Genomic DNA, 18,187 nt, shown 5'->3' with positions numbered 1-18,187 from the left:
GTCTCGTACGGTCGCGAGCCTAGCCGTTCGCGCCCCGGGCGACGGGATCCTGTGGACAACACGGGGCCTGTGGACCACCCAGGTCCGGTGGACAACCGGCCCCCCGTGGACGACGGGGCAGGCCGGCGCCGGGTCAGTCCATGTCGTCGAAGGCGTCCGCGAAGTCCAGCCCGGGTATCTGGGACACCGCCGGAGCGGTGACGCGTGTCGCGAAGTCGTCGCGGCGGTGGCCGGCGTCCGGGTCGTACACGTCGGCGTGGACGACGACCCACACGGTGACCTCGCCGCGGATGTCGTCCCGGACGCCCCAGTCGTCGGCCAGCGCGGTGATGATGTTCAGCCCGCGGCCGCCGTGCGCCGTGACCGACGGGGTCGCCGGGGCGGGGCGGGTCGGGCCGCCGCCGTCCGTGACCTCGACGATGAGCCGGCCGGACGGATCCACGCGCCACGCGGCACGGACGTCACCGTCGCCGGAGAACGCGTCGCCCAGGGGCCTGCCGTGCTTGCACGCGTTGCTCAAAAGTTCGGAAAGGATCAGTACGGCGTCGTCGATGACCGATTCCGCTACGCCACCTCTGCGCAACTGCGCGCGCATCCGGTGTCTCGCTTCCCCCACGCCCGCAGGGCCATGGGGTACGGCCATGCTCGACGACGTGGGCACGTCCTGTGCCACCACCAACGCCACCCCCGAGACCTCCTTCGCCCCACGCCACGGTGTGGATGCCCCATTGGCCTGTACCGGAAACCGGCCAATCCACGTCCTGTGACGCATTCACCACGATCGAATACGGACCGAACGCGCCGGAGCACTCCCTGTAATCGTGTGGCTGGATTTCGTCGGCGTGGCCGAGACGCGAGGATCCCGCCCGTCGCCGGGTGGGGTCAAGAGGTGTGCATGGGTCTGGTGGGATTGGTGTGGTTGGCGGTGGCTCGCCACCTTCAGCGGCCGAGCTGGTCGAGCACCGCGCGCGGGCGGTTGGTGATGATGGCGTCGACACCGAGGCCGACGCAGAGATCCACGTCCTCGGGCTCGTTGACGGTCCACACGTGCACCTGGTGGCCTGCTTGCTTCAGGCGCTCCACGTAGAGGGGGTGGTTGCGCACGATCCGGATGGACGGGCCCGCGATCCGCACGCCCGGGGGCAGGCGTCCGTCGCGCAGCCGGGGCGAGACGAACTGCGTCAGGTGGACCGTCGGCAGTGTCGGCGAGGCGGCCCGCACGCGGTGCAGTGAGCGGGCCGAGAAGCTCATGACCCGCACCTGGGACTCCCCGGCGGTGGCCGGGGCGTCGAGGCCGAACCGCTTCAGCAGGACCAGCAGCCGCTCCTCGACCTGCCCCGCCCAGCGCGTGGGGTGTTTCGTCTCGATGGCCAGTTCCACCCGGCGCCCGGCGTCGGAGACGAGTCCGAGCAGCCGCTCCAGGGTCAGGACGGACGTCGCCTCGCGGTCCTCCGGGCGGTGCTCCCAGTCGGGGTCCTCGTCACGCCCCTTGTAGGCCTCGCCCGTCTTCCAGGAGCCGAAGTCCAAGGCGGCGAGGTCGGCGAGCTCCAGGGCGGAGACCGCGCCGCGGCCGTTGGACGTACGGTTGATCCGGCGGTCGTGGACGCACACCAGGTGGCCGTCGGCGGTGAGGCGCACATCGCACTCGAGGGCGTCCGCGCCGTCCTCGATCGCCTTGGTGTACGCGGCCAGGGTGTGTTCCGGGGCGTCCTCGGAGGCACCGCGGTGGGCGACGACTTGAATCACATGCTGCCGTGCGTGGGTCACCGCGTCATGGTGCCACCGCGCGCGGGTACGCGTCCGGTCGGACGGACTCGACGGATGGGCAGGTCCGGACGGAGGCACTGGAATTGCATCCTTTTCGTCAGTAATGACCTATATAAAGAATGGCCCCGGACCCACAGCCACCGCTTATGGTGCTCTGACGGCCAGTGGGAAAAGCTGACGGCATACAAAGGGACAAGCACAGCTGTATCGCGCAGGACCGTCGCCGGCGTGAAAAAGCGTGACCGAGTGCGACCCAGAAGACAGCCGTGGATCGAGGAGAGAAGCTGTGAGCACCGAGAACGAGGGCACCGCGGTACCCCCCGCCCCGTCCGCACCCCCCGTGCCGGTGGACGCTCCCGCTGCTCCGGCCCCCCAGGGACAGCCGCCGCAGGGACAGGCGCCCCAGGGGCACGCACCTCAGGGACCGGGACCGTACGGACAGGACGCCGAGGGCCAGTCCGCCCACGGCCAGGGCGCTTCCGGCGACGCCGCGCATCACGGCGTCTCCTCCTCCGCCCCCGACCCCTCCTGGCCGCCGCCCCCGCCGCCGGCCTCCCCGCCGTACGGCGACGGCGGTTCCGGTTCCGGTTCCGACGGCTGGGGTTCCTCGTACCAGCAGCCGGCGCCGAAGTCCGGCCGTGGCCGCGGTGGTCTGGTCGCCGCGATCCTGGCGGCCGCGCTGGCGGCGGGCGGCCTGGGCGGCGGTCTCGGCTACACGCTGGCGAAGAACAACGACGAGAACACCGGCTCGACGACGGTCTCCGCCTCCACCAGCGGCGGCGACGTCAAGCGCGACCCGGGCACGGTCGCGGGCACGGCCGCCAAGGCGCTGCCGAGCACGGTCACGATCGAGGCCGAGAGCAACAGCGGCGAGGGCGGCACCGGCACCGGCTTCGTCTTCGACAAGCAGGGCCACATCGTCACCAACAACCACGTCGTGGCCGGCGCGGTGGACGGCGGCAAGCTCACCGCGACGTTCCCGAGCGGCAAGAAGTACGACGCCGAGGTGGTCGGGCACGCGCAGGGCTACGACGTGGCGGTCATCAAGCTCAAGAACGCCCCGGGCGACCTGAAGCCACTCACCCTCGGCGACTCGGACAAGGTGGCCGTCGGTGACGCGACCATCGCGATCGGCGCCCCCTTCGGCCTGTCCGACACGGTGACCACGGGCATCATCAGCGCCAAGAACCGCCCGGTCGCCTCCAGCGACGGAACCGGCAGCCAGGCGTCGTACATGAGCGCCCTCCAGACCGACGCCTCGATCAACCCGGGCAACTCCGGCGGACCGCTGCTGGACGCGCAGGGCAACGTCATCGGCATCAACTCCGCGATCCAGTCCACCGGCAACGGCGGCTTCGGCACCGGCCAGTCCGGCTCCATCGGCCTGGGCTTCGCCATCCCGATCAACCAGGCCGAGTACGTCGCCCAGGAGCTGATCAAGACCGGCAAGCCGGTGTACGCGAAGATCGGCGCGTCCGTCTCGCTGGACGACAGCTCGAACGGCGCGCAGATCACCGACCAGGGCGCGACACCGGTCGAGCCGGGCGGCCCGGCCGCCAAGGCCGGCCTCAAGCCCGGCGACGTCATCACCAAGCTCGACGACCGGGTGATCGACTCCGGCCCCACCCTGATCGGCGAGATCTGGACCCACAAGCCCGGTGACAAGGTCACGATCACCTACGAGCGCGGCGGCAAGGAGCACACCGTCGACCTCACCCTGGGCTCCCGCGTCGGCGACAACTGAGCCCCACCCGCCCGCACGGACCCGTTACCCTTGTCCCCGCGCCGCCGATCACGGCCGGCGCGGGGAGGCGTGCCCGAGCGGCCGAAGGGAACGGTCTTGAAAACCGTCGTGGCAGCGATGTCACCGTGGGTTCAAATCCCACCGCCTCCGCGCAGGTCATAGATGTTGCAGATCAGAAGGGGTGCCACTCTCCGGAGCGGCACCCCTTCCGCGTGTGTCGATCGGGACCGTGGAGCGATGAGATGACCGAACAGCGCACTGTCGACTTCTGGTTCGACCCTGTCTGCCCGTACACGTGGATCAGCTCGCGATGGATGGTCGAGGTCACCAAGGTGCGGCCGGTGACCGTCCGCTGGCGGGTGATGAGCCTCTCGGTGCTCAACGAGCACCGGGACGACCATCCCGAGGGTGAGTGGGAGGAGTACATGTGGGCGCCGGTGCGCGTGTGCGCGGCGGTGGAGGAGCGGTTCGGTCAGCAGGCGCTCGGTGATCTCTTCACGGCGATGGGCACCCGCTTCCACCTGCGCGGTGACTGGGGGAACCTCGCGGCGGCGCTGGCGGATGCCGGGTTGCCGGAGGCGATCGCGGAGGCCGCCGAGTCCACCGCCTACGACGAGACGATCCGGTCCTCGCACGCTCGGGCCGTCGCCCTGGCGGGTGGCGACATCGGTACCCCGGTGCTGTCCGTCGCCGGGCCCGGCGGCGAACGCGTCGGTTTCTTCGGCCCGGTCGTCTCCCCCGCTCCCACCGGGGAGGCCGCCGGGCGGTTGTGGGACGGTTTTCTGATGCTGGCCGGTGTTCCGGGCTTCTTCGAGGTCAAGCGCACTCGGACCGAGGAACCCCGGTTCGGCATGGGCGGCTGACGCGGGATCTCGGGCAGGTGCCGTGGGGCGGAGGAGAGCCACGGGGCTAGGATCGCCCCGTAATACGGACATCTGTGCAGGTCGCGGGGGGTTTCGGGTGCGCATCGTCGTCGTCACCGCTGTGCACGGCCCGTCGGCCCGGTTTCTGCCGGAGGCCTACGCCTCCCTCTGCGAGCAGGGACTGCCGGAGGGCTGGGAGTGGCACTGGGTGATCCAGGAGGACGGGGAGGGCGCGGACGTACGGCCGTACGTGCCCGACGACGAGCGGGTGACGTTCCGGCAGGGCCGGGCCGGGGGGCCCGGAGTGGCCCGGACCGTCGCGCTGGCGCATGCCGAGGGCGCGTACGTGAAGGTCCTGGACGCCGACGACCGGTTGCCGCCGGGCACGCTCGCGCGGGACCTGGCGGCGCTGGAGGCCGACCGGAGTCTGGGGTGGGCGACGTCGCGGGCGCTGGACCTCATGCCCGACGGGTCGACCGTCGGGTTTCCGGGCGACCCTGACCAGGGGCCGATCGAGCGCGGGACCGTGCTCGAGCACTGGAAGGCCAACGGCTTCCTCGCCCCGGTCCATCCGGCGTCGCTGTTCGTACGGCGGGAGTTGCTGCTCGCCCTGGGCGGCTGGATGGCGCTGCCCGCGTCGGAGGACACGGGGCTCCTGCTCGCACTGAACGCCGTGAGCCGGGGGTGGTTCTCGGGGGAGGTGGGGCTGCTGTACCGGAAGTGGGAGGGGCAGGTGACCGGGCAGAAGGCCCATGTGGACCGGGCCGAGCGCGCTGCCCGGATGGCGGTCGTGGAGGCCAGGGCCCGGGCTCTGGCGGGCCTTCGGTGGCCGTTTCCGGTGGGGCACTGACCTCGGCAGGTCACCTCCCTCCGGCTTGAGTTGGTCACCGGCTACGGCAGGAGGTCCGTCCCCGCCCCCGCCGTCGCGACGAGCTCGTGGCGGATGTACCACTCGGTACCGAGCAACCGCTCCCGCTCGGGCCCCGGCAGTGCGGCGATCAGGCCCGGGGCGGCTCCCCGGGCCACCTCCGTGCGGTGTGCCAGCACGGCGGCGATCTTCCGGTCCAGCCAGGGGGTCACGTCGACGGTCGTCGTGACCCGGTCGTCCGGGACCGTGCGCAGCGTCTTGCCCGTGGGGGCCAGATGTCCGCCCCACGCCCGGACGGCGGAGTGCGGGTGCGTGGACAGATACAGGGCGCTCGGCTGCCAGGCTTCACCGGCGTCCGGGTAGAGGCGTTCGAGGCCGGCGGCGTGGACCGCCGACAGGGTCACGCGGTGGGTGTGCACATGGTCCTCGTGACCGGTCAGGCCGCCGTAGGCGTCGTGGGTGACGACGATCTCCGGGCGGAACTCCCGGATGTGCGCGACCAGGCCGCCCACCGCCTCGTCGAGCGGGGCGTCGCACAGGCGTGGTCTGCCCGGGGCCGACCGCGGGACGCGGGAGTCGGCGTAGCCCAGCAGACGTGGCTTGCCGGCGTCGAGGATGCGGAGCGCTTCGGCCAGTTCCGCGGCGCGCGCGGTGTCCGCCGCCCAGGTGGCCGTGACGACCGCAGTGCGGGACCCCGCCGCCGCGTGCCGGGCGAGGGTGCCGCCCGCCGTCAGGGACTCGTCGTCGGGGTGGGCGAAGACCGCGAGGAGGCTCGGTACCGGCACCGGTCCTCGCTACGGGCGGTCCGGTGCGGAGGCCGCGCCCGCCGCGTCCGTGATGCTGATGGCCTGGCTGGGGCACTTCTCCGCCGCCTCCAGGATCTCCGGGGCGTCACCCGTCCGTTCGTGGCCCGGGCGGACGGCGCCGAACCCGTCGACGAACTCGAAGACCGCCGGGGCCCTGTGGACGCACTCGGCGGAGCCGTAGCAGAGCTCGCGGTCGACAGAGACCACCTTCATCCCCTTCATCCCCCTTGTCCCCCACCGGCGGATGCCGGAAGCCGGCGGGACCTCAGGTGTTGACTGCCCAGCGGCAGACCGGCTGAACCGGCCGTCTAGCGTGCTCCGGCCGTCGCGAGCCAGTGGGCGACCCGGCGTACGGCGGCCTCGTCGAGGCGTTCGACGAGGGCCTGGACGGTCGCGTCGTCCTCGGGAGAGAGGTCGTAGAGGCCCGCCTTGCTCAGGCCGGACATGAGGACCTGGTGGCGGCGGCCGGTCATGCGTTCCGCCAGCGGGGCCGGTTCGGAGGCGGAGGCTTCCGGGTCCGGCCGGGACGCTGCCGGGCCCGGCTTCAGGGGCGGGTCGAAACGGTGCCAGTCGCCGTCCTTCGGCCCCCACAGGGCGAAGGTCACCTCGTGTCCGCGTGCCCGCAGTGTCTGTGTCATCTCGCCGAGGGCGTGCAGCACGGGCGAGCGGTGGGGCGACTCCGCGGCCGTCCGCCAGGTCTGCGCGGCCGGCTGGTAGTACATCGCCACCCAGCGCGGGGCGCCCTGCGGTCGCGGGCTCTCGGGACGTGTCTCCACTGTGCTCACCCCTGTACGTCGCTCCGGAAGCGGTACGGCAGGCCGACCCTGGCAGCGGCAGGCGAACGGCAGGCAGACCATAGCTGACGGATCGTCAGTTATCCAGGGCCGGACGGAGATGTAGAGCGCGGTCCGCTGGGGAGGATCACCACGTCGTCCGGCACCGGTCCCTCCCCTCGTGGGGACCGGTACCGAACGGTGGGGTCACGGTCGTCCGACTCCGCTGGAGGTCGACCGGATGAGTGTGGTGCTGCGTCCGGATCCTGCCAGTTTCGGCAGCCGACGAGGAGTCTCCGGTTCCGGACGGGCGGTATTACCGCAGGTCAGGCGTATAGAGTGAGTTTTCCGGTCCGGACGTCCAGGCGCGGGGAGTTAAGGAGTGGAGACCTTGGGTTCCGACTCCGGGGCACGCACCGCCTTCGCGGAGCGCCTCGCACTGCTGTACAAGGAAGCCGGGAACCCTCCACTCAAACGTGTGTCCGAAGCGGTCGTCCGGCTCCAGCGGGTCGACGAACGCGGGCGTCCCGTCCGGGTGTCCGCGCAGCGCATCAGCGACTGGCGCCGGGCCCGGAACGTACCCGCTCAGTTCACCGCCCTCGCGGCGGTGCTGCACGTGCTGATCCCCGAGGCGCGGCGCGCGCGGCCCACACCGGTGTCCCCGGGGCTGTACGACCTCGGTCAGTGGCAGCGGCTGTGGGAGACCGCGGTGGCCGGCCCGGTCGGCGAGCGCGGCGCGGTTGCGACGGAGCAGGAACGGTCTGCCGCCGAGGCCCCGCCCGCTCCCAGCGGGGTGTGCCCCTACCGGGGGCTGGCCTCGTACCGCCACGAGGACGCCCGGTGGTTCTTCGGCCGGGAGCGGAGCACGGACGCGCTCGTCGCCCAGCTCCGGGCCGTGCCGGAGACGGGCGGCCTGGTCATGCTCGTGGGTGCGTCGGGGGCGGGGAAGTCGTCGCTGCTGAACGCCGGGCTGGTGCCCGCACTGCGGGACGGCGCGCTGGGTGAGGACCTCGACGGCGGCGACCGGGGCGACAGCGACAGCAGGGGTGAGGGGGGTGCGGGCGGCCGGGCGACCGAGGTCGTGCAGCTCGTCCCCGGCGGTGATCCGCTTGCGGAGCTGACCCGGTGCATCCCCGACCTGGGGCCGGTCGTCTCGGCCATGGTCAGGGCCGGGGGATCCGCCGCGGAGGGCCCCGTCGTCCCCACCACGGTGGGCCCGCGCGTCCCGAGGGGCCCCGACATCCGTGCCGCCGTGGCCGCCTGGGCACGGCGCGAGGCGCCGGCCGGTGCGCGGCCGGTCGTCATCGTGGACCAGTTCGAGGAGACGTTCACCCTCTGCCCCGACGAGGCGGAGCGGCGCGCGTTCGTCGAGGTCCTGCACGCCGCCTGTTCGCCGGGCGGCGACGGCGATCCGGCCCCGGCGGTCGTGGTGCTGGGCATACGGGCCGACTTCTACGAGCGGTGCCTCAGGTATCCGGAACTGGCCGACGCGCTCCAGCACCGGCACATGGTGCTCGGCCCCCTGACCACCGCGGAGCTGCGCGAGGCGGTGACGGGCCCGGCCAAGGCCGTCGGCCTGGAGCTGGAGCCGGGCCTGGCGGAGCTGATCGTCCGGGAGGTGAGCGCGGACGGACCGCGGGGGGCGCACGACGCGGGAGTGCTGCCGCTCCTCTCGCACGCCCTGCTCGCCACCTGGCAGCGCAGGAAGGCGGGCCGGCTGACGCTCGCCGGGTACCGCGCGGCCGGCGGCATCCAGGGCGCGGTCGCGGCGACCGCCGAGCGGGCCTGGTCCGGTCTCGACCCGGCGGCGCGCACGGCGGCCCGGCTGCTCCTGCTCCGGCTGGTCCGGCTGGGCGAGGACACCCAGGCCACGCGCAGGCGGGGCACCCGGCGCCAGTTGGCGGACGAGTCGTCCGACCCCGGCAAGACCGAGGAGTCGCTGGAGGCGCTGGTCCGCGCCCGGCTGGTGACGCTCGACGCGGAGACCGTGGAGATCACTCACGAGGCGCTGCTGCACGCCTGGCCGCGGCTGCGCGACTGGATCGACGACGACCGGCAGGGCAACCTGCTGCGCCAGCGCCTGGAGGAGGACGGCCGGGCCTGGGAGGAGTCGGACCGCGACACCGCACTGCTCTACCGGGGGTCCCGTCTGGAACAGGCCCACGGGTGGGTGAAATCCGCCGGGGACACGTTCCTGACCCGGAGCGCGGTGGAGTTCCTGGCCGCCTCGGTCCGGCTGCGCAGGCGCATCATCTGGATCAGCCGGGGCGCGGTGGCGGCCTTGGTCGTGCTGGCGGTGCTGGCCGCGGGAGCGGCCGTCGTCGCCTGGAAGCAGCGGGACGACGCCGTGTTCCAGCAGGTGCTCGCCCAGGCCGATCGCGTCCAGGACACGGACCCCTCGCTGTCCGCGCAGCTCGACCTGGTGGCACACCGGCTGCGGCCGGACGACAAGGGCGCGAGCAGCCGCCTGATCTCCATCGTGAACGCCCCGCTGGCCACACCGCTGGTCGGCCACACCGGCGCCGTGTACCTCACGACGTTCAGCCCGGACGGACGGACCCTGGCCACCGCCAGCTACGACCGGACCGTACGGCTGTGGAACGTGGCCGACCCCAAGCGTCCGAAGCCCCTGGGCAAGCCGCTCACCGGCCACACCAGCTGGGTGAGCAGCGCGGTCTTCAGCCCGGACGGCCGCACCCTGGCCAGCGCCGCCGACGACGGCACGATCCGGCTGTGGGACGTCACGGACCCCGGCCGCCCGCAGCCCCTCGCCCGGCCGCTGACCGGCCATGACGGCACGATCTACCTGATCGCCTTCAGCCCGGACGGGCGCACGCTGGCGTCCGTCGGCGACGATCACACCGTACGGCTGTGGGACGTGGCCGACCCGAAGCGTCCCAAGGCCCTCGGCAAGCCTCTCACCGGGCACAAGGCCGCCGTGCGCTCGGTGGCGTTCAGCCCGGACGGCCGGACGCTGGCGGCAGGGGGTGACGACGGCACCGTCAGGCTGTGGGACGTGACGCGGCCCCGGCGTCCGGAGCCGGTCGGGGAGCCGCTGACCGGCCACACCGACACGGTGCACTCCGTGGCCTTCAGCCCCGACGGCCGCACGCTCGCCAGCGGCAGTGCGGACGACACCGTCCGGCTCTGGAACATGGCCGACCGGCGTCGCCCGGCAGCGATCGGAGCGCCGCTCACCGGCCACACGGGTGCGGTGTGGTCCGTGGCCTTCAGCCCCGACGGAAACATGCTCGCCGCCGCCAGCGCGGACAGCACGGCGAGCTTGTGGAAGGTCAGTGATCCGGCGTACCCGTCGCAGGTCGGCGGGCCCCTGGCGGGCAGCAGCGGCGAGATGTACGCGCTCGGCTTCAGCCCCGACGGGCGCACCCTCGCCACCGGGACGGGCGACAACAAGGTCCGCCTGTGGTCGCTGCCTACGGCGGACATGATCGGCCGGACGGGAGTGTTCCGGCCGGACGGGCGGGTGCTCGCGACGGCGGCGCTCGACGGCCGGATACGGCTGTGGGACGTGCGGAAGCCCGGCAGGCCCGTGCCGATGGGCGAACCGTTTCTGCCGAAGGGCGGCGTCCGTTCCCTGGAGTTCTCCACCGACGGCCGCACCCTCGCGGTGGTGACGGGAGACCGGGCCGTGCAGCTGTGGAACGTCGGGGATCCGGACCGTCCCGTCCCCCACGGGCCGCCTGCCCCCCTGCCCATCCGGTTCGCCGACCCGCTGGCCTTCAGCCCGGACGGCCGCCTCCTGGCGACCGCCTACGACGACCGCACCATCCAGCTCTGGGACATCGCCGACCCGTCCCACCCCCGTCGGCTCGGCGAGCCCCTCACCGGTCACAAGGGGTACGTCAACTCCCTCGTCTTCAGCCCGGACGGCCGTACGCTCGCCAGCGGCAGCGCCGACGGCACCATCCGGCTGTGGAACGCGATGGAACCAGGACGTGCCGTCCTGCGCGGCGCACCTCTCAGGGGCCACCTCGGAGCCGTCAACGTCCTCGCCTACAGCCCCGACGGGCACACGCTGGCCAGCGGCGGCGACGACAACTCGGTCAGGCTCTGGGACATCGAGGACCCCTCCGAGGCCTCGGCGGAGAGGAGCCTCAAGGGCCACACGGAGGCGGTCGTGTCACTGACCTTCAGCCGCACGGGCCGCACCCTGGCCAGCGGCGGCAACGACAGCACCGTCCGGCTCTGGAGCGTCTCCGACCCCTCGAAGGCCGGCGCGATCGGCCAGTCGATGAGCCCCAACGCCAAGAGCGGCACCTTCCTGGCGTTCAGCCCGAACAGCCACATGCTCGGGGTGTCGAGCGGCACCGACACCATCCGGCTCTGGAACCTGGACGTCGACGATGCCGCACGCCGCGTGTGCACGATGACCCGGGGCGTGCTGACGCCGGAGACCTGGCGCGAGTACCTGCCCCGGCTGTCCTACGACCCGCCGTGCGAGCCCTGACGGGACCCGATCGCACAACAGGCCGTGGAATCACGGCAGTTGAGTGATACGAGTCACAACTCCGGCTTTGCTGACGAACAGTCGGTTCCGATGGGCAAGCGCTTGTTACCCTTGGCCATAGCCCGACCGCTGGTGCATCCCCCGTCGCCAGCGGTCGGGCCTTCGCGTGTGCGGGTGGCTTCTACGTGTGTGCGTGGCCGCGCAGGTCGAGCCGCATCAGGACCCGGGGGTGGCCGGCCAGCACCGAGGTGGTGTCCGCCGCGTACGTGAAACCGGCGCGTTCGAAGTTCTTCCGCAGGCCGGCGTACGCCATCGTCAGGTCCACCTTGGCGTCGCCGCTGTCGAGGGGATACGCCTCGATCGCCGGTGCGCCGTGGGACCGGGCGAACTCGACCGCGCCGGCGATCAGGGCGTGCGAGATGCCCTGCTTCCGGTGACCGGGGCGGACCCGGACGCACCACAGCGACCAGACGGGCAGGTCGTCGACGTGCGGGATTTTGCGGTTCCGGGCGAAGGAGGTGTCCGAGCGCGGGGCGACGGCGGCCCAGCCGACCGGTTCGTCGCCGTCGTAGGCGAGCACGCCGGGGGGCGGATCAGCGCCGCACAGCTCGGCGACGTACTCGCCGCGGGCCGGGCCGCGCAGTTCGTTGTTGAGCTTGGAGGGGATCCGGTAGCTCAGGCACCAGCAGACGTTCGCCCCGGGCGACTTGGGCCCCAGCACGGCACGGACGTCCTCGAAGTCCGTGGCGGGCCGCACGTCGATGCTCATGCCCTCACGATGCCACGGGCCGCCCGGCCGCGCCGCCCGGCTCGGCGGACACTCTCTGGGGGGTGTCCGCACCCTGGGACCTGGGAGCCGGCGACACGGCCTGGCTGAACGCGTTGTGGAGGGCCTGCTCAGGCCGAAGCCGCGCGCAGCAGCCGCAGTTGGCCGATCTCGGTCACGTTCTTCATCAGTTCCGCGTTCACCCACGCCACCATGTGGGCGACGGTGTACTCGGGGTCGTCCGGCGAGGGGAACGGTGCCGTCGCGTCCAGGTCGGCGTCGGTGAGGTCGTCCAGGACGGCCAGCCACCGGGTGCGCAGGCCGCGCAGCCACTCGATGGTCGGTGTGCCCTCGCCCGGCCAGGCGATGTCCGTGCGGTCGCGGGGCGGGCGGCCCTGGGCGTGGTCGAGGGTCACGCTCCACCACCAGCCGATGTGCCAGCTCACCCAGGCGATGGTGGGGACGAGCACGGGGTCGGGCTCGGTGTCCGCCCAGTCCGGTACCCAGGTGCCGTCGGGGCCCCTGCGCATCGTCCAGCAGAGCGGGGCCGGCTCCCAGAGGAAGTCCTCCGGCTCCAGCCGCTCCAGGTGGTACTCGAACAACGACCAGGTCAACTCGAACTGCCAGCGCGGAAGTACCGTGCGGGAAACGCTCATCGGACGACCCTACGCAAGCGCCCGGGCGTCCCTGGCCAGTCCCGCCCAGTCGAGGTCCCGCAGCCCGGGTTCCGCGTCGCAGCCCGACGGCAGGCGAGGCGTGGTCTGGAACCAGAGAACGGTGAGACGGGAGCGGTACGCGACCGGGTCGCGGGCCGGATCGAGAGCCGTGGAGTGGAACGTGCCGACGCAGGCCACGGGGGGCAGGACCTCGACGGGCCCGAGGCCGCCCGCGTACTGGTCGGGGTAGGCGCGCGGCGGCGGGACCAGGTGCACCGGCGTGCCGGGGCGGGCCCGCGCGGCGGTGCGCAGCAGCCCCCGGATCCGCAGGTCGTTCACCGGCTTGCAGGGATAGCCCTCCAGCAGGTCGCCGTACGTCGACGTGAACCGCAGCTCGGCGAGGTCCACCGGGCGGCCGGAGGCCAGGACGAGGCGGGCGAGCGCCAGGGCCGGCGATGTGGCGTGCTGTTGCATGGAGGTCTTTCGGTGCTCGTGTACGGGGTGTCGCTCATGGCCGGTGTCCCGTCAGCCGCGCCGCCGAAGCGATCGTCGCCCGGGCCTCGCGCTCGGCGAGGCCGGTACCCCGCGCGGCCTCGACCAGGGCGTCCACGAGCGCGGGGCCGATGCCGTCCTCGTAGGCCCGGCAGGCCGCCCAGAACAGCCGGGTGTTGCGCTGACCCTCGTGCGCGGCGAGGACGAACTGCACCAGGCCCTGGCCGTGTCCGCCGGTCGCCGGGGGCGTGGGGTGGTGGGCGCGGGGCGGCGGGAGGAGCAGGCGCAGGAGGGAGCGCGGGCAGGGGGCGGGGGCGAGATGGGCGGTTCCCGGGGCCGCGGCGTACACGCCCTGGCCGGTGCGGGAGCCGGGGCCGACGAGGTAGCCGCCGGCGCCCCGGATGTCGATGCCGGGCGCGAGGCGGCCCGCCGAGTTGGGGACGACCACGTCGGGCGGGCCGCTCAGCCAGAGGTGACGGCCGCCGGACGGGGTCACGACGACCACCGTCGGCGGGATGGTGAACAGGTGCCGCAGCGCCAGCTCGCGCAGGGCGGCCGAGGAGTCCGTGCCGGTCTTCACGTCCAGGTCGATGCCGATCAGGTGGTGCGGGGGCAGGCCGCACGCGATGCCGTATCCGGTCGCCCAGGGCGCCGCGGCGAACAGTTCGCGGATGCGGGCAGGGTCGCTGGAGGCGTCGTAGACACCGTGGCCGGGCCGGCCGCACTCGCCGTGGCAGGGGGAGGGGGCGGGGTCGTCGCGGTGCGGGGAACGCAGCGCCGGGAGCTTGGTGCGGGACAGGGGGATGACGGCCAGTCCGCGTTCGGCGGCTGACAGGGCGTGTGCGAGGGCCAGCGTCGTGGCCTGCCGGTCGGTGGTGGCCATGCTTCTAGTTTCGTACGTACGTTCGAAAAAGGAAAGAGGGAGCGGGTGCGACGCGCCGGGCGGCGGGCCGGACAGGGAAAGTGCTGGAACGCTCAGTCCCTTGCAGTATCTGGGTTCGAACGCCCCTTTTCGCTCCCGTTCGGGACGGAAGTGGCGCAAAGGGGTTTATCGACGTGTCATCACGCTTGCGTGCGAATGGTGGCTTCCGGTCTGGTTCGCCGGGGATTCGGTGGGCAACTCTGGATTCGCGACGTCGCGTACCGCACCGGGGCGGTCGGCGAACTTCCCTGGTGACAGCAGTGCTTCACGCACGGTCGGCCATGAGCCGGCGGTGTGCCCCTGGTTCCGAAGTCCTGGAGGGACAACAACATGGCACGTATCCGTACCGCCCGCGTCATCGCCGCCGTCTCCGCCCTACCGCTCGCGGCCGTCCTCTTCGCCGGTGTCGCGACGGCGGACAACGGCGCCTTCGCGGACAACGGATCGATCGCGTCCGCCACGGAGGCCGAGCAGGGCATCCTCGGCAGCGGCGTCGGCGGCGACAACTTCGGCAACTCCGCCACCACGCAGCAGCAGGCCGTCGGCGAGGGCGCCTCGAACCAGAGCAACACCGCCCAGGTCAACGGTACGGAGCCCACGGCCGTCAATCAGGGCAACGCCAACACCGCCGTCACCTTCGCCCCGCTGTGGTGATGAGCTGAGCGGGCCGGTCGACCGGCATCGGCCCGCGTCCTGTGTGGGTGTGCTTCGTGGGGTGACAAGCGCCTGGGCGGCGGTACTTCGGTACCGCCGCCCAGGCGCTTTCGGCGGCCGCGGGGCCTTGACGGAACCGCGCATCTGACGGACAGTCAGAAACCGTGAACGGTGAGCCGGAGGTCCACGAGGAGTTCGAGGCGCGCCTGAAGGCCTACGAGGGCCGCCCGGCCGCCGCCACCGGGGTCGGCCGGGACCCCGTCAACGAGCCGATGATCAGGCACTGGTGCGAGGCCATGGGGGACACCAACCCCGCGTACACGGGCCCGGACGCCATCGCGCCCCCCACCATGCTCCAGGCGTGGACCATGGCCGGCCTCTCCCGCCGCCCCGAACGCACGGCGGCCTACGACGAACTCCTCGGCCTGCTCGACGAGTCGGGCCACGACGCGGTCGTCGCCACCGACTGCGAGCAGGAGTACCTCCGCCCCCTGCGCCCCGGGGACGACATCACCTTCGACTCGGTGATCGAGTCGGTGTCCGGCCGCAAGACCACGAAGCTCGGCACGGGCTACTTCGTCACCACTCGCACCGACATCAAGGCGAGCGGCGAACTCGCCGGCACCCACCGCTTCCGCATCCTCAAATACGCCCCCGCACGCCGGCCGAAAGCCTCGAACGCCCCGAAGGAACGCCGCCCTCGTCCGGTCGTCAACCGCGACAACGCCGGCTTCTGGGAGGGCGTGGCGCGCCACGAGCTGCTGATCCAGCGCTGCACCGGCTGCGGCACCCTGCGTTTCCCCTGGCTGCCGGGCTGCAACGGCTGCGGCTCCCTGGAGTGGGACACCGTCGAGGCGAGCGGCGAGGGCACGGTCTACTCGTACGTCGTCATGCACCACCCGCCCTTCCCGGCCTTCACTGCATCCGATCATGCCGCTGCCGCGGCGGGCCCTTTTGCGGTCGGGCTGATCGAGCTCGCGGAGGGCGTGCGGATCATCAGCAACGTGGTGGGGGTGCCGTACGACAAGGTGCGCGTCGGGATGCCCGTACGGCTCTGCTTCCGGCAGTACGACGACGAGCTGGTGCTGCCCGTCTTCCAGGAGGTGACGCGGTGAACGCCGGCGACCGCCTCCCGCCCCTGGAGATCCCGATCACCCGCACCCTGATCGTCGCCGGGGCGATCGCCTCCCGGGACTACCAGGACGTGCACCACGACCCGGAGCTCGCCCGGCAGAAGGGCTCCCCCGACATCTTCATGAACATCCTGACGACCAACGGCCTGGTCGGTCGGTACATCACCGACCACTTCGGGCCGCGGGCCGTGCTGCGCCGGGTGGCGATCCGGCTCGGCGCGCCCAACCACCCCGGCGACACGATGGTGCTGACGGGCACGGTCGAGCAGGTCGACGGGGACCTGGTGACGGTCCGGGTCGTCGGCGCGAACGGCATCGGCAAGCACGTCACGGGCACGGTGACGGTGAGGATTCCGGCATGAGCCTCAGAGGGCGGGACGGTCTCGGCGGGCGCGCCGCCATCGCCGGCATCGGGGCCACCGAGTTCTCCAAGGACTCGGGCCGCAGCGAACTGCGCCTGGCCGTCGATGCGGTGCACGCCGCCCTCGCGGACGCGGGGCTGACACCCGCCGACGTCGACGGAATGGTCACGTTCACCATGGACACCAGCCCCGAGATCACCGTCGCCCAGGCGGCGGGCATCGGCGAGCTCTCCTTCTTCTCCCGGATCCACTACGGCGGCGGCGCGGCCTGCGCCACCGTCCAGCAGGCGGCCCTGGCGATCGCCGCGGGCGTGGCGGACGTGGTCGTCTGCTACCGGGCGTTCAACGAGCGCTCGGGGCGCCGCTTCGGCTCCGGGGTGCGGCACCGGGAGCCGTCGGCGGAGGGCGCGGCGCTCGGCTGGGCGCTGCCGTTCGGCCTGCTCACCCCGGCGTCGTGGGTGGCGATGGCGGCCCAGCGCTACCTCCACACCTACGGGCTGACCACGGAGGCCTTCGGGCACGTGGCCGTCGTCGACCGCACGTACGCGGCGACCAACCCGGCGGCGTACTTCCACGGCCGGCCCATCACCCTGGCCGACCACGCCGCGTCCCGCTGGATCGCCGAACCGCTGCGGCTGCTGGACTGCTGCCAGGAGACGGACGGCGGACAGGCGCTCGTCGTCACCTCCGTGGCACGGGCCCGCGACCTGCCCCACCCGCCCGCCGTGATCGCGGCGGCCGCCCAGGGCGCGGGACGCGCGCAGGAGCAGATGACCAGCTTCTACCGCGACGACCTCACCGGCCTGCCCGAGACGGCGGTGGTGGCCCGGCAGCTGTGGCGGACCTCGGGGCTCGCGCCCGCCGACATCGACGTGGGCATCCTCTACGACCACTTCACGCCGTTCGTGCTGATGCAGCTCGAGGAGTTCGGCTTCTGCGCCCCTGGCGAGGCACCGGACTTCGTGGCCGAGGAGCGCCTGCCGCTCAACACGCACGGCGGGCAGCTCGGAGAGGCGTACCTGCACGGCATGAACGGGGTGGCGGAGGCCGTCCGGCAGATCAGGGGGACGGCGGTGAACCGGATACCGGGTGCGGAACGGGTCCTGGTGACGGCGGGGACGGGCGTGCCTACGTCGGGGCTCGTACTGACCGCCGACTCTCAGGGTTGACCCGCAGTACCCCGGGTCCTCCACTCCACCTACAGGAGGTGCGGCGGACCCCACCCCTACAACCTGAGGGGGACCCCGCTTCGGGACCTGCGGCCGATCCGCCCGAGGTGGCTCCGCTCATAGCGTTGAGCCATGACCACACTCGTCTGCACCAGCGCGTCGAAGGCCGCTGCACCAGCGGCGCGGACACTTCCGTACCCGTCGTTCTCGTCGTACGTCAGGGCCCGCCAGCCGGTGCTGCTGCGTACCGCCCGCTCGCTCACCGGCAACCCGAGCGACGCGGAGGACCTGTTGCAGACCGCGCTGACCAAGACGTACGTCGCCTGGGAGCGCATCGAGGACCACCGCGCCCTCGACGGCTATGTGCGCCGGGCGCTGCTGAACACGCGGACCTCCCAGTGGCGCAAGCGCAAGGTCGACGAGTTCGCCTGCGACGAGCTGCCCGAGCCGGAGCCGGTGCGCGGCGGCGACGACCCGGCCGAGCAGCAGGCGCTGCGCGACGCGATGTGGCGGGCGATCATGCGGCTGCCGGCCCGGCAGCGGGCGATGGTCGTCCTCAGGTACTACGAGGACCTCAGCGAGGTCCAGACGGCCGAGGTGCTCGGTGTCTCGGTGGGCACGGTGAAGTCGGCCGTCTCCCGTGCGCTCGGCAAGCTCCGCGAGGACTCTGAGCTGGGGCTTGTCCGTAGTTGAGCGGATGTGTCGGTCGCCGCTGAGCGGTTCCGTCGGCAGCCGTGACCTGAT

At 72.4% G+C, this 18,187-nt stretch carries 18 protein-coding genes and 1 tRNA gene; 10 read left to right on the top strand and 9 right to left on the bottom strand.

Annotated features, from left to right (window positions below; all coding sequences use genetic code 11):
* Positions 1-133: 133 nt before the first annotated feature.
* Both CP976_RS21575 and CP976_RS21570 read right to left on the bottom strand, forming a co-directional pair.
* On the bottom strand, positions 134-772 hold the full coding sequence (locus CP976_RS21575) for an ATP-binding protein (protein WP_150481851.1): 639 nt from the start codon (positions 770-772) through the stop codon (positions 134-136).
* 167 nt (positions 773-939) lie between these two features.
* The gene (locus CP976_RS21570; protein WP_150481850.1) at positions 940-1,767 is read right to left on the bottom strand and encodes a glycerophosphodiester phosphodiesterase; all 828 of its coding nucleotides are present in this window, start codon (positions 1,765-1,767) and stop codon (positions 940-942) included.
* Between the two features lie 286 nt (positions 1,768-2,053).
* On the opposite strand from CP976_RS21570, the gene CP976_RS21560 reads away from it, so the two are divergent.
* From CP976_RS21560 to CP976_RS21545, 4 genes are all read left to right on the top strand, one after another.
* Complete coding sequence (locus CP976_RS21560; protein WP_150481849.1) at positions 2,054-3,511, top strand: S1C family serine protease; 1,458 nt, start codon at positions 2,054-2,056, stop codon at positions 3,509-3,511.
* A gap of 63 nt (positions 3,512-3,574) precedes the next feature.
* A tRNA-Ser gene (locus CP976_RS21555) sits at positions 3,575-3,661 on the top strand.
* Positions 3,662-3,753: 92 nt separating this feature from the next.
* Positions 3,754-4,374: a DsbA family protein gene (locus CP976_RS21550; protein ID WP_150481848.1), complete on the top strand. Its 621-nt coding sequence runs from the start codon at positions 3,754-3,756 to the stop codon at positions 4,372-4,374.
* Positions 4,375-4,471: 97 nt separating this feature from the next.
* Positions 4,472-5,224: a glycosyltransferase family 2 protein gene (locus CP976_RS21545; RefSeq protein WP_150481847.1), complete on the top strand. Its 753-nt coding sequence runs from the start codon at positions 4,472-4,474 to the stop codon at positions 5,222-5,224.
* Positions 5,225-5,265: 41 nt separating this feature from the next.
* Here CP976_RS21545 and CP976_RS21540 read toward each other — a convergent pair whose 3' ends face one another.
* The 3 genes from CP976_RS21540 to CP976_RS21530 all read right to left on the bottom strand — a co-directional run bounded on the left by CP976_RS21540 (position 5,266) and on the right by CP976_RS21530 (position 6,824).
* Positions 5,266-6,027, bottom strand: coding sequence for a PIG-L deacetylase family protein (locus tag CP976_RS21540; protein WP_150481846.1), 762 nt, complete (start codon positions 6,025-6,027; stop codon positions 5,266-5,268).
* Positions 6,028-6,036: 9 nt separating this feature from the next.
* Positions 6,037-6,261, bottom strand: a complete 225-nt coding sequence (locus CP976_RS21535; RefSeq protein WP_150481845.1) for a ferredoxin — start codon at positions 6,259-6,261, stop codon at positions 6,037-6,039.
* Between the two features lie 95 nt (positions 6,262-6,356).
* The gene (locus CP976_RS21530; protein ID WP_229875471.1) at positions 6,357-6,824 is read right to left on the bottom strand and encodes a hypothetical protein; all 468 of its coding nucleotides are present in this window, start codon (positions 6,822-6,824) and stop codon (positions 6,357-6,359) included.
* A gap of 379 nt (positions 6,825-7,203) precedes the next feature.
* Here CP976_RS21530 and CP976_RS21525 point away from each other — a divergent pair, with 379 nt between their 5' ends.
* A complete protein-coding gene (locus tag CP976_RS21525; protein ID WP_150481844.1) occupies positions 7,204-11,289 on the top strand; it encodes an nSTAND1 domain-containing NTPase in 4,086 nt (1,361 codons plus the stop codon).
* A gap of 181 nt (positions 11,290-11,470) precedes the next feature.
* Here the strand turns inward: CP976_RS21525 and CP976_RS21520 are convergent, their stop codons facing one another.
* From CP976_RS21520 to CP976_RS21505, 4 genes are all read right to left on the bottom strand, one after another.
* Positions 11,471-12,058, bottom strand: coding sequence for a GNAT family N-acetyltransferase (locus CP976_RS21520; RefSeq protein WP_150481843.1), 588 nt, complete (start codon positions 12,056-12,058; stop codon positions 11,471-11,473).
* A 128-nt stretch (positions 12,059-12,186) separates the two neighbouring features.
* Positions 12,187-12,711, bottom strand: coding sequence for a DinB family protein (locus CP976_RS21515; RefSeq protein WP_150481842.1), 525 nt, complete (start codon positions 12,709-12,711; stop codon positions 12,187-12,189).
* A gap of 9 nt (positions 12,712-12,720) precedes the next feature.
* Positions 12,721-13,185, bottom strand: a complete 465-nt coding sequence (locus tag CP976_RS21510; RefSeq protein WP_190146864.1) for a hypothetical protein — start codon at positions 13,183-13,185, stop codon at positions 12,721-12,723.
* A gap of 34 nt (positions 13,186-13,219) precedes the next feature.
* Entirely contained in the window at positions 13,220-14,086 is an 867-nt protein-coding gene (locus CP976_RS21505; protein WP_150481841.1) for a bifunctional DNA primase/polymerase, read from the bottom strand.
* Between the two features lie 369 nt (positions 14,087-14,455).
* Between CP976_RS21505 and CP976_RS21500 the strand changes: the two genes are divergently transcribed.
* The 5 genes from CP976_RS21500 to CP976_RS21480 all read left to right on the top strand — a co-directional run bounded on the left by CP976_RS21500 (position 14,456) and on the right by CP976_RS21480 (position 18,136).
* Entirely contained in the window at positions 14,456-14,779 is a 324-nt protein-coding gene (locus CP976_RS21500) for a hypothetical protein (protein WP_150481840.1), read from the top strand.
* 164 nt (positions 14,780-14,943) lie between these two features.
* Positions 14,944-15,894 (top strand): bifunctional MaoC family dehydratase N-terminal/OB-fold nucleic acid binding domain-containing protein, encoded by a 951-nt coding sequence (locus CP976_RS21495; RefSeq protein ID WP_150481839.1) that lies wholly within the window; start codon positions 14,944-14,946, stop codon positions 15,892-15,894.
* Complete coding sequence (locus CP976_RS21490; protein WP_150481838.1) at positions 15,891-16,274, top strand: MaoC family dehydratase; 384 nt, start codon at positions 15,891-15,893, stop codon at positions 16,272-16,274. Before CP976_RS21495 ends, CP976_RS21490 begins: the two co-directional genes overlap by 4 nt.
* A complete protein-coding gene (locus CP976_RS21485) occupies positions 16,271-17,443 on the top strand; it encodes a lipid-transfer protein (RefSeq protein WP_150481837.1) in 1,173 nt (390 codons plus the stop codon). Before CP976_RS21490 ends, CP976_RS21485 begins: the two co-directional genes overlap by 4 nt.
* Before the next feature lie 132 nt (positions 17,444-17,575).
* Positions 17,576-18,136: a SigE family RNA polymerase sigma factor gene (locus tag CP976_RS21480; protein ID WP_150481836.1), complete on the top strand. Its 561-nt coding sequence runs from the start codon at positions 17,576-17,578 to the stop codon at positions 18,134-18,136.
* The last annotated feature ends 51 nt before the right edge of the window (positions 18,137-18,187 follow it).

The organism is Streptomyces coeruleorubidus, assembly GCF_008705135.1.
GTDB classification, from domain to species: Bacteria; Actinomycetota; Actinomycetes; order Streptomycetales; family Streptomycetaceae; genus Streptomyces; species Streptomyces coeruleofuscus.
This window is presented reverse-complemented; position numbering and strand designations above follow the sequence as displayed.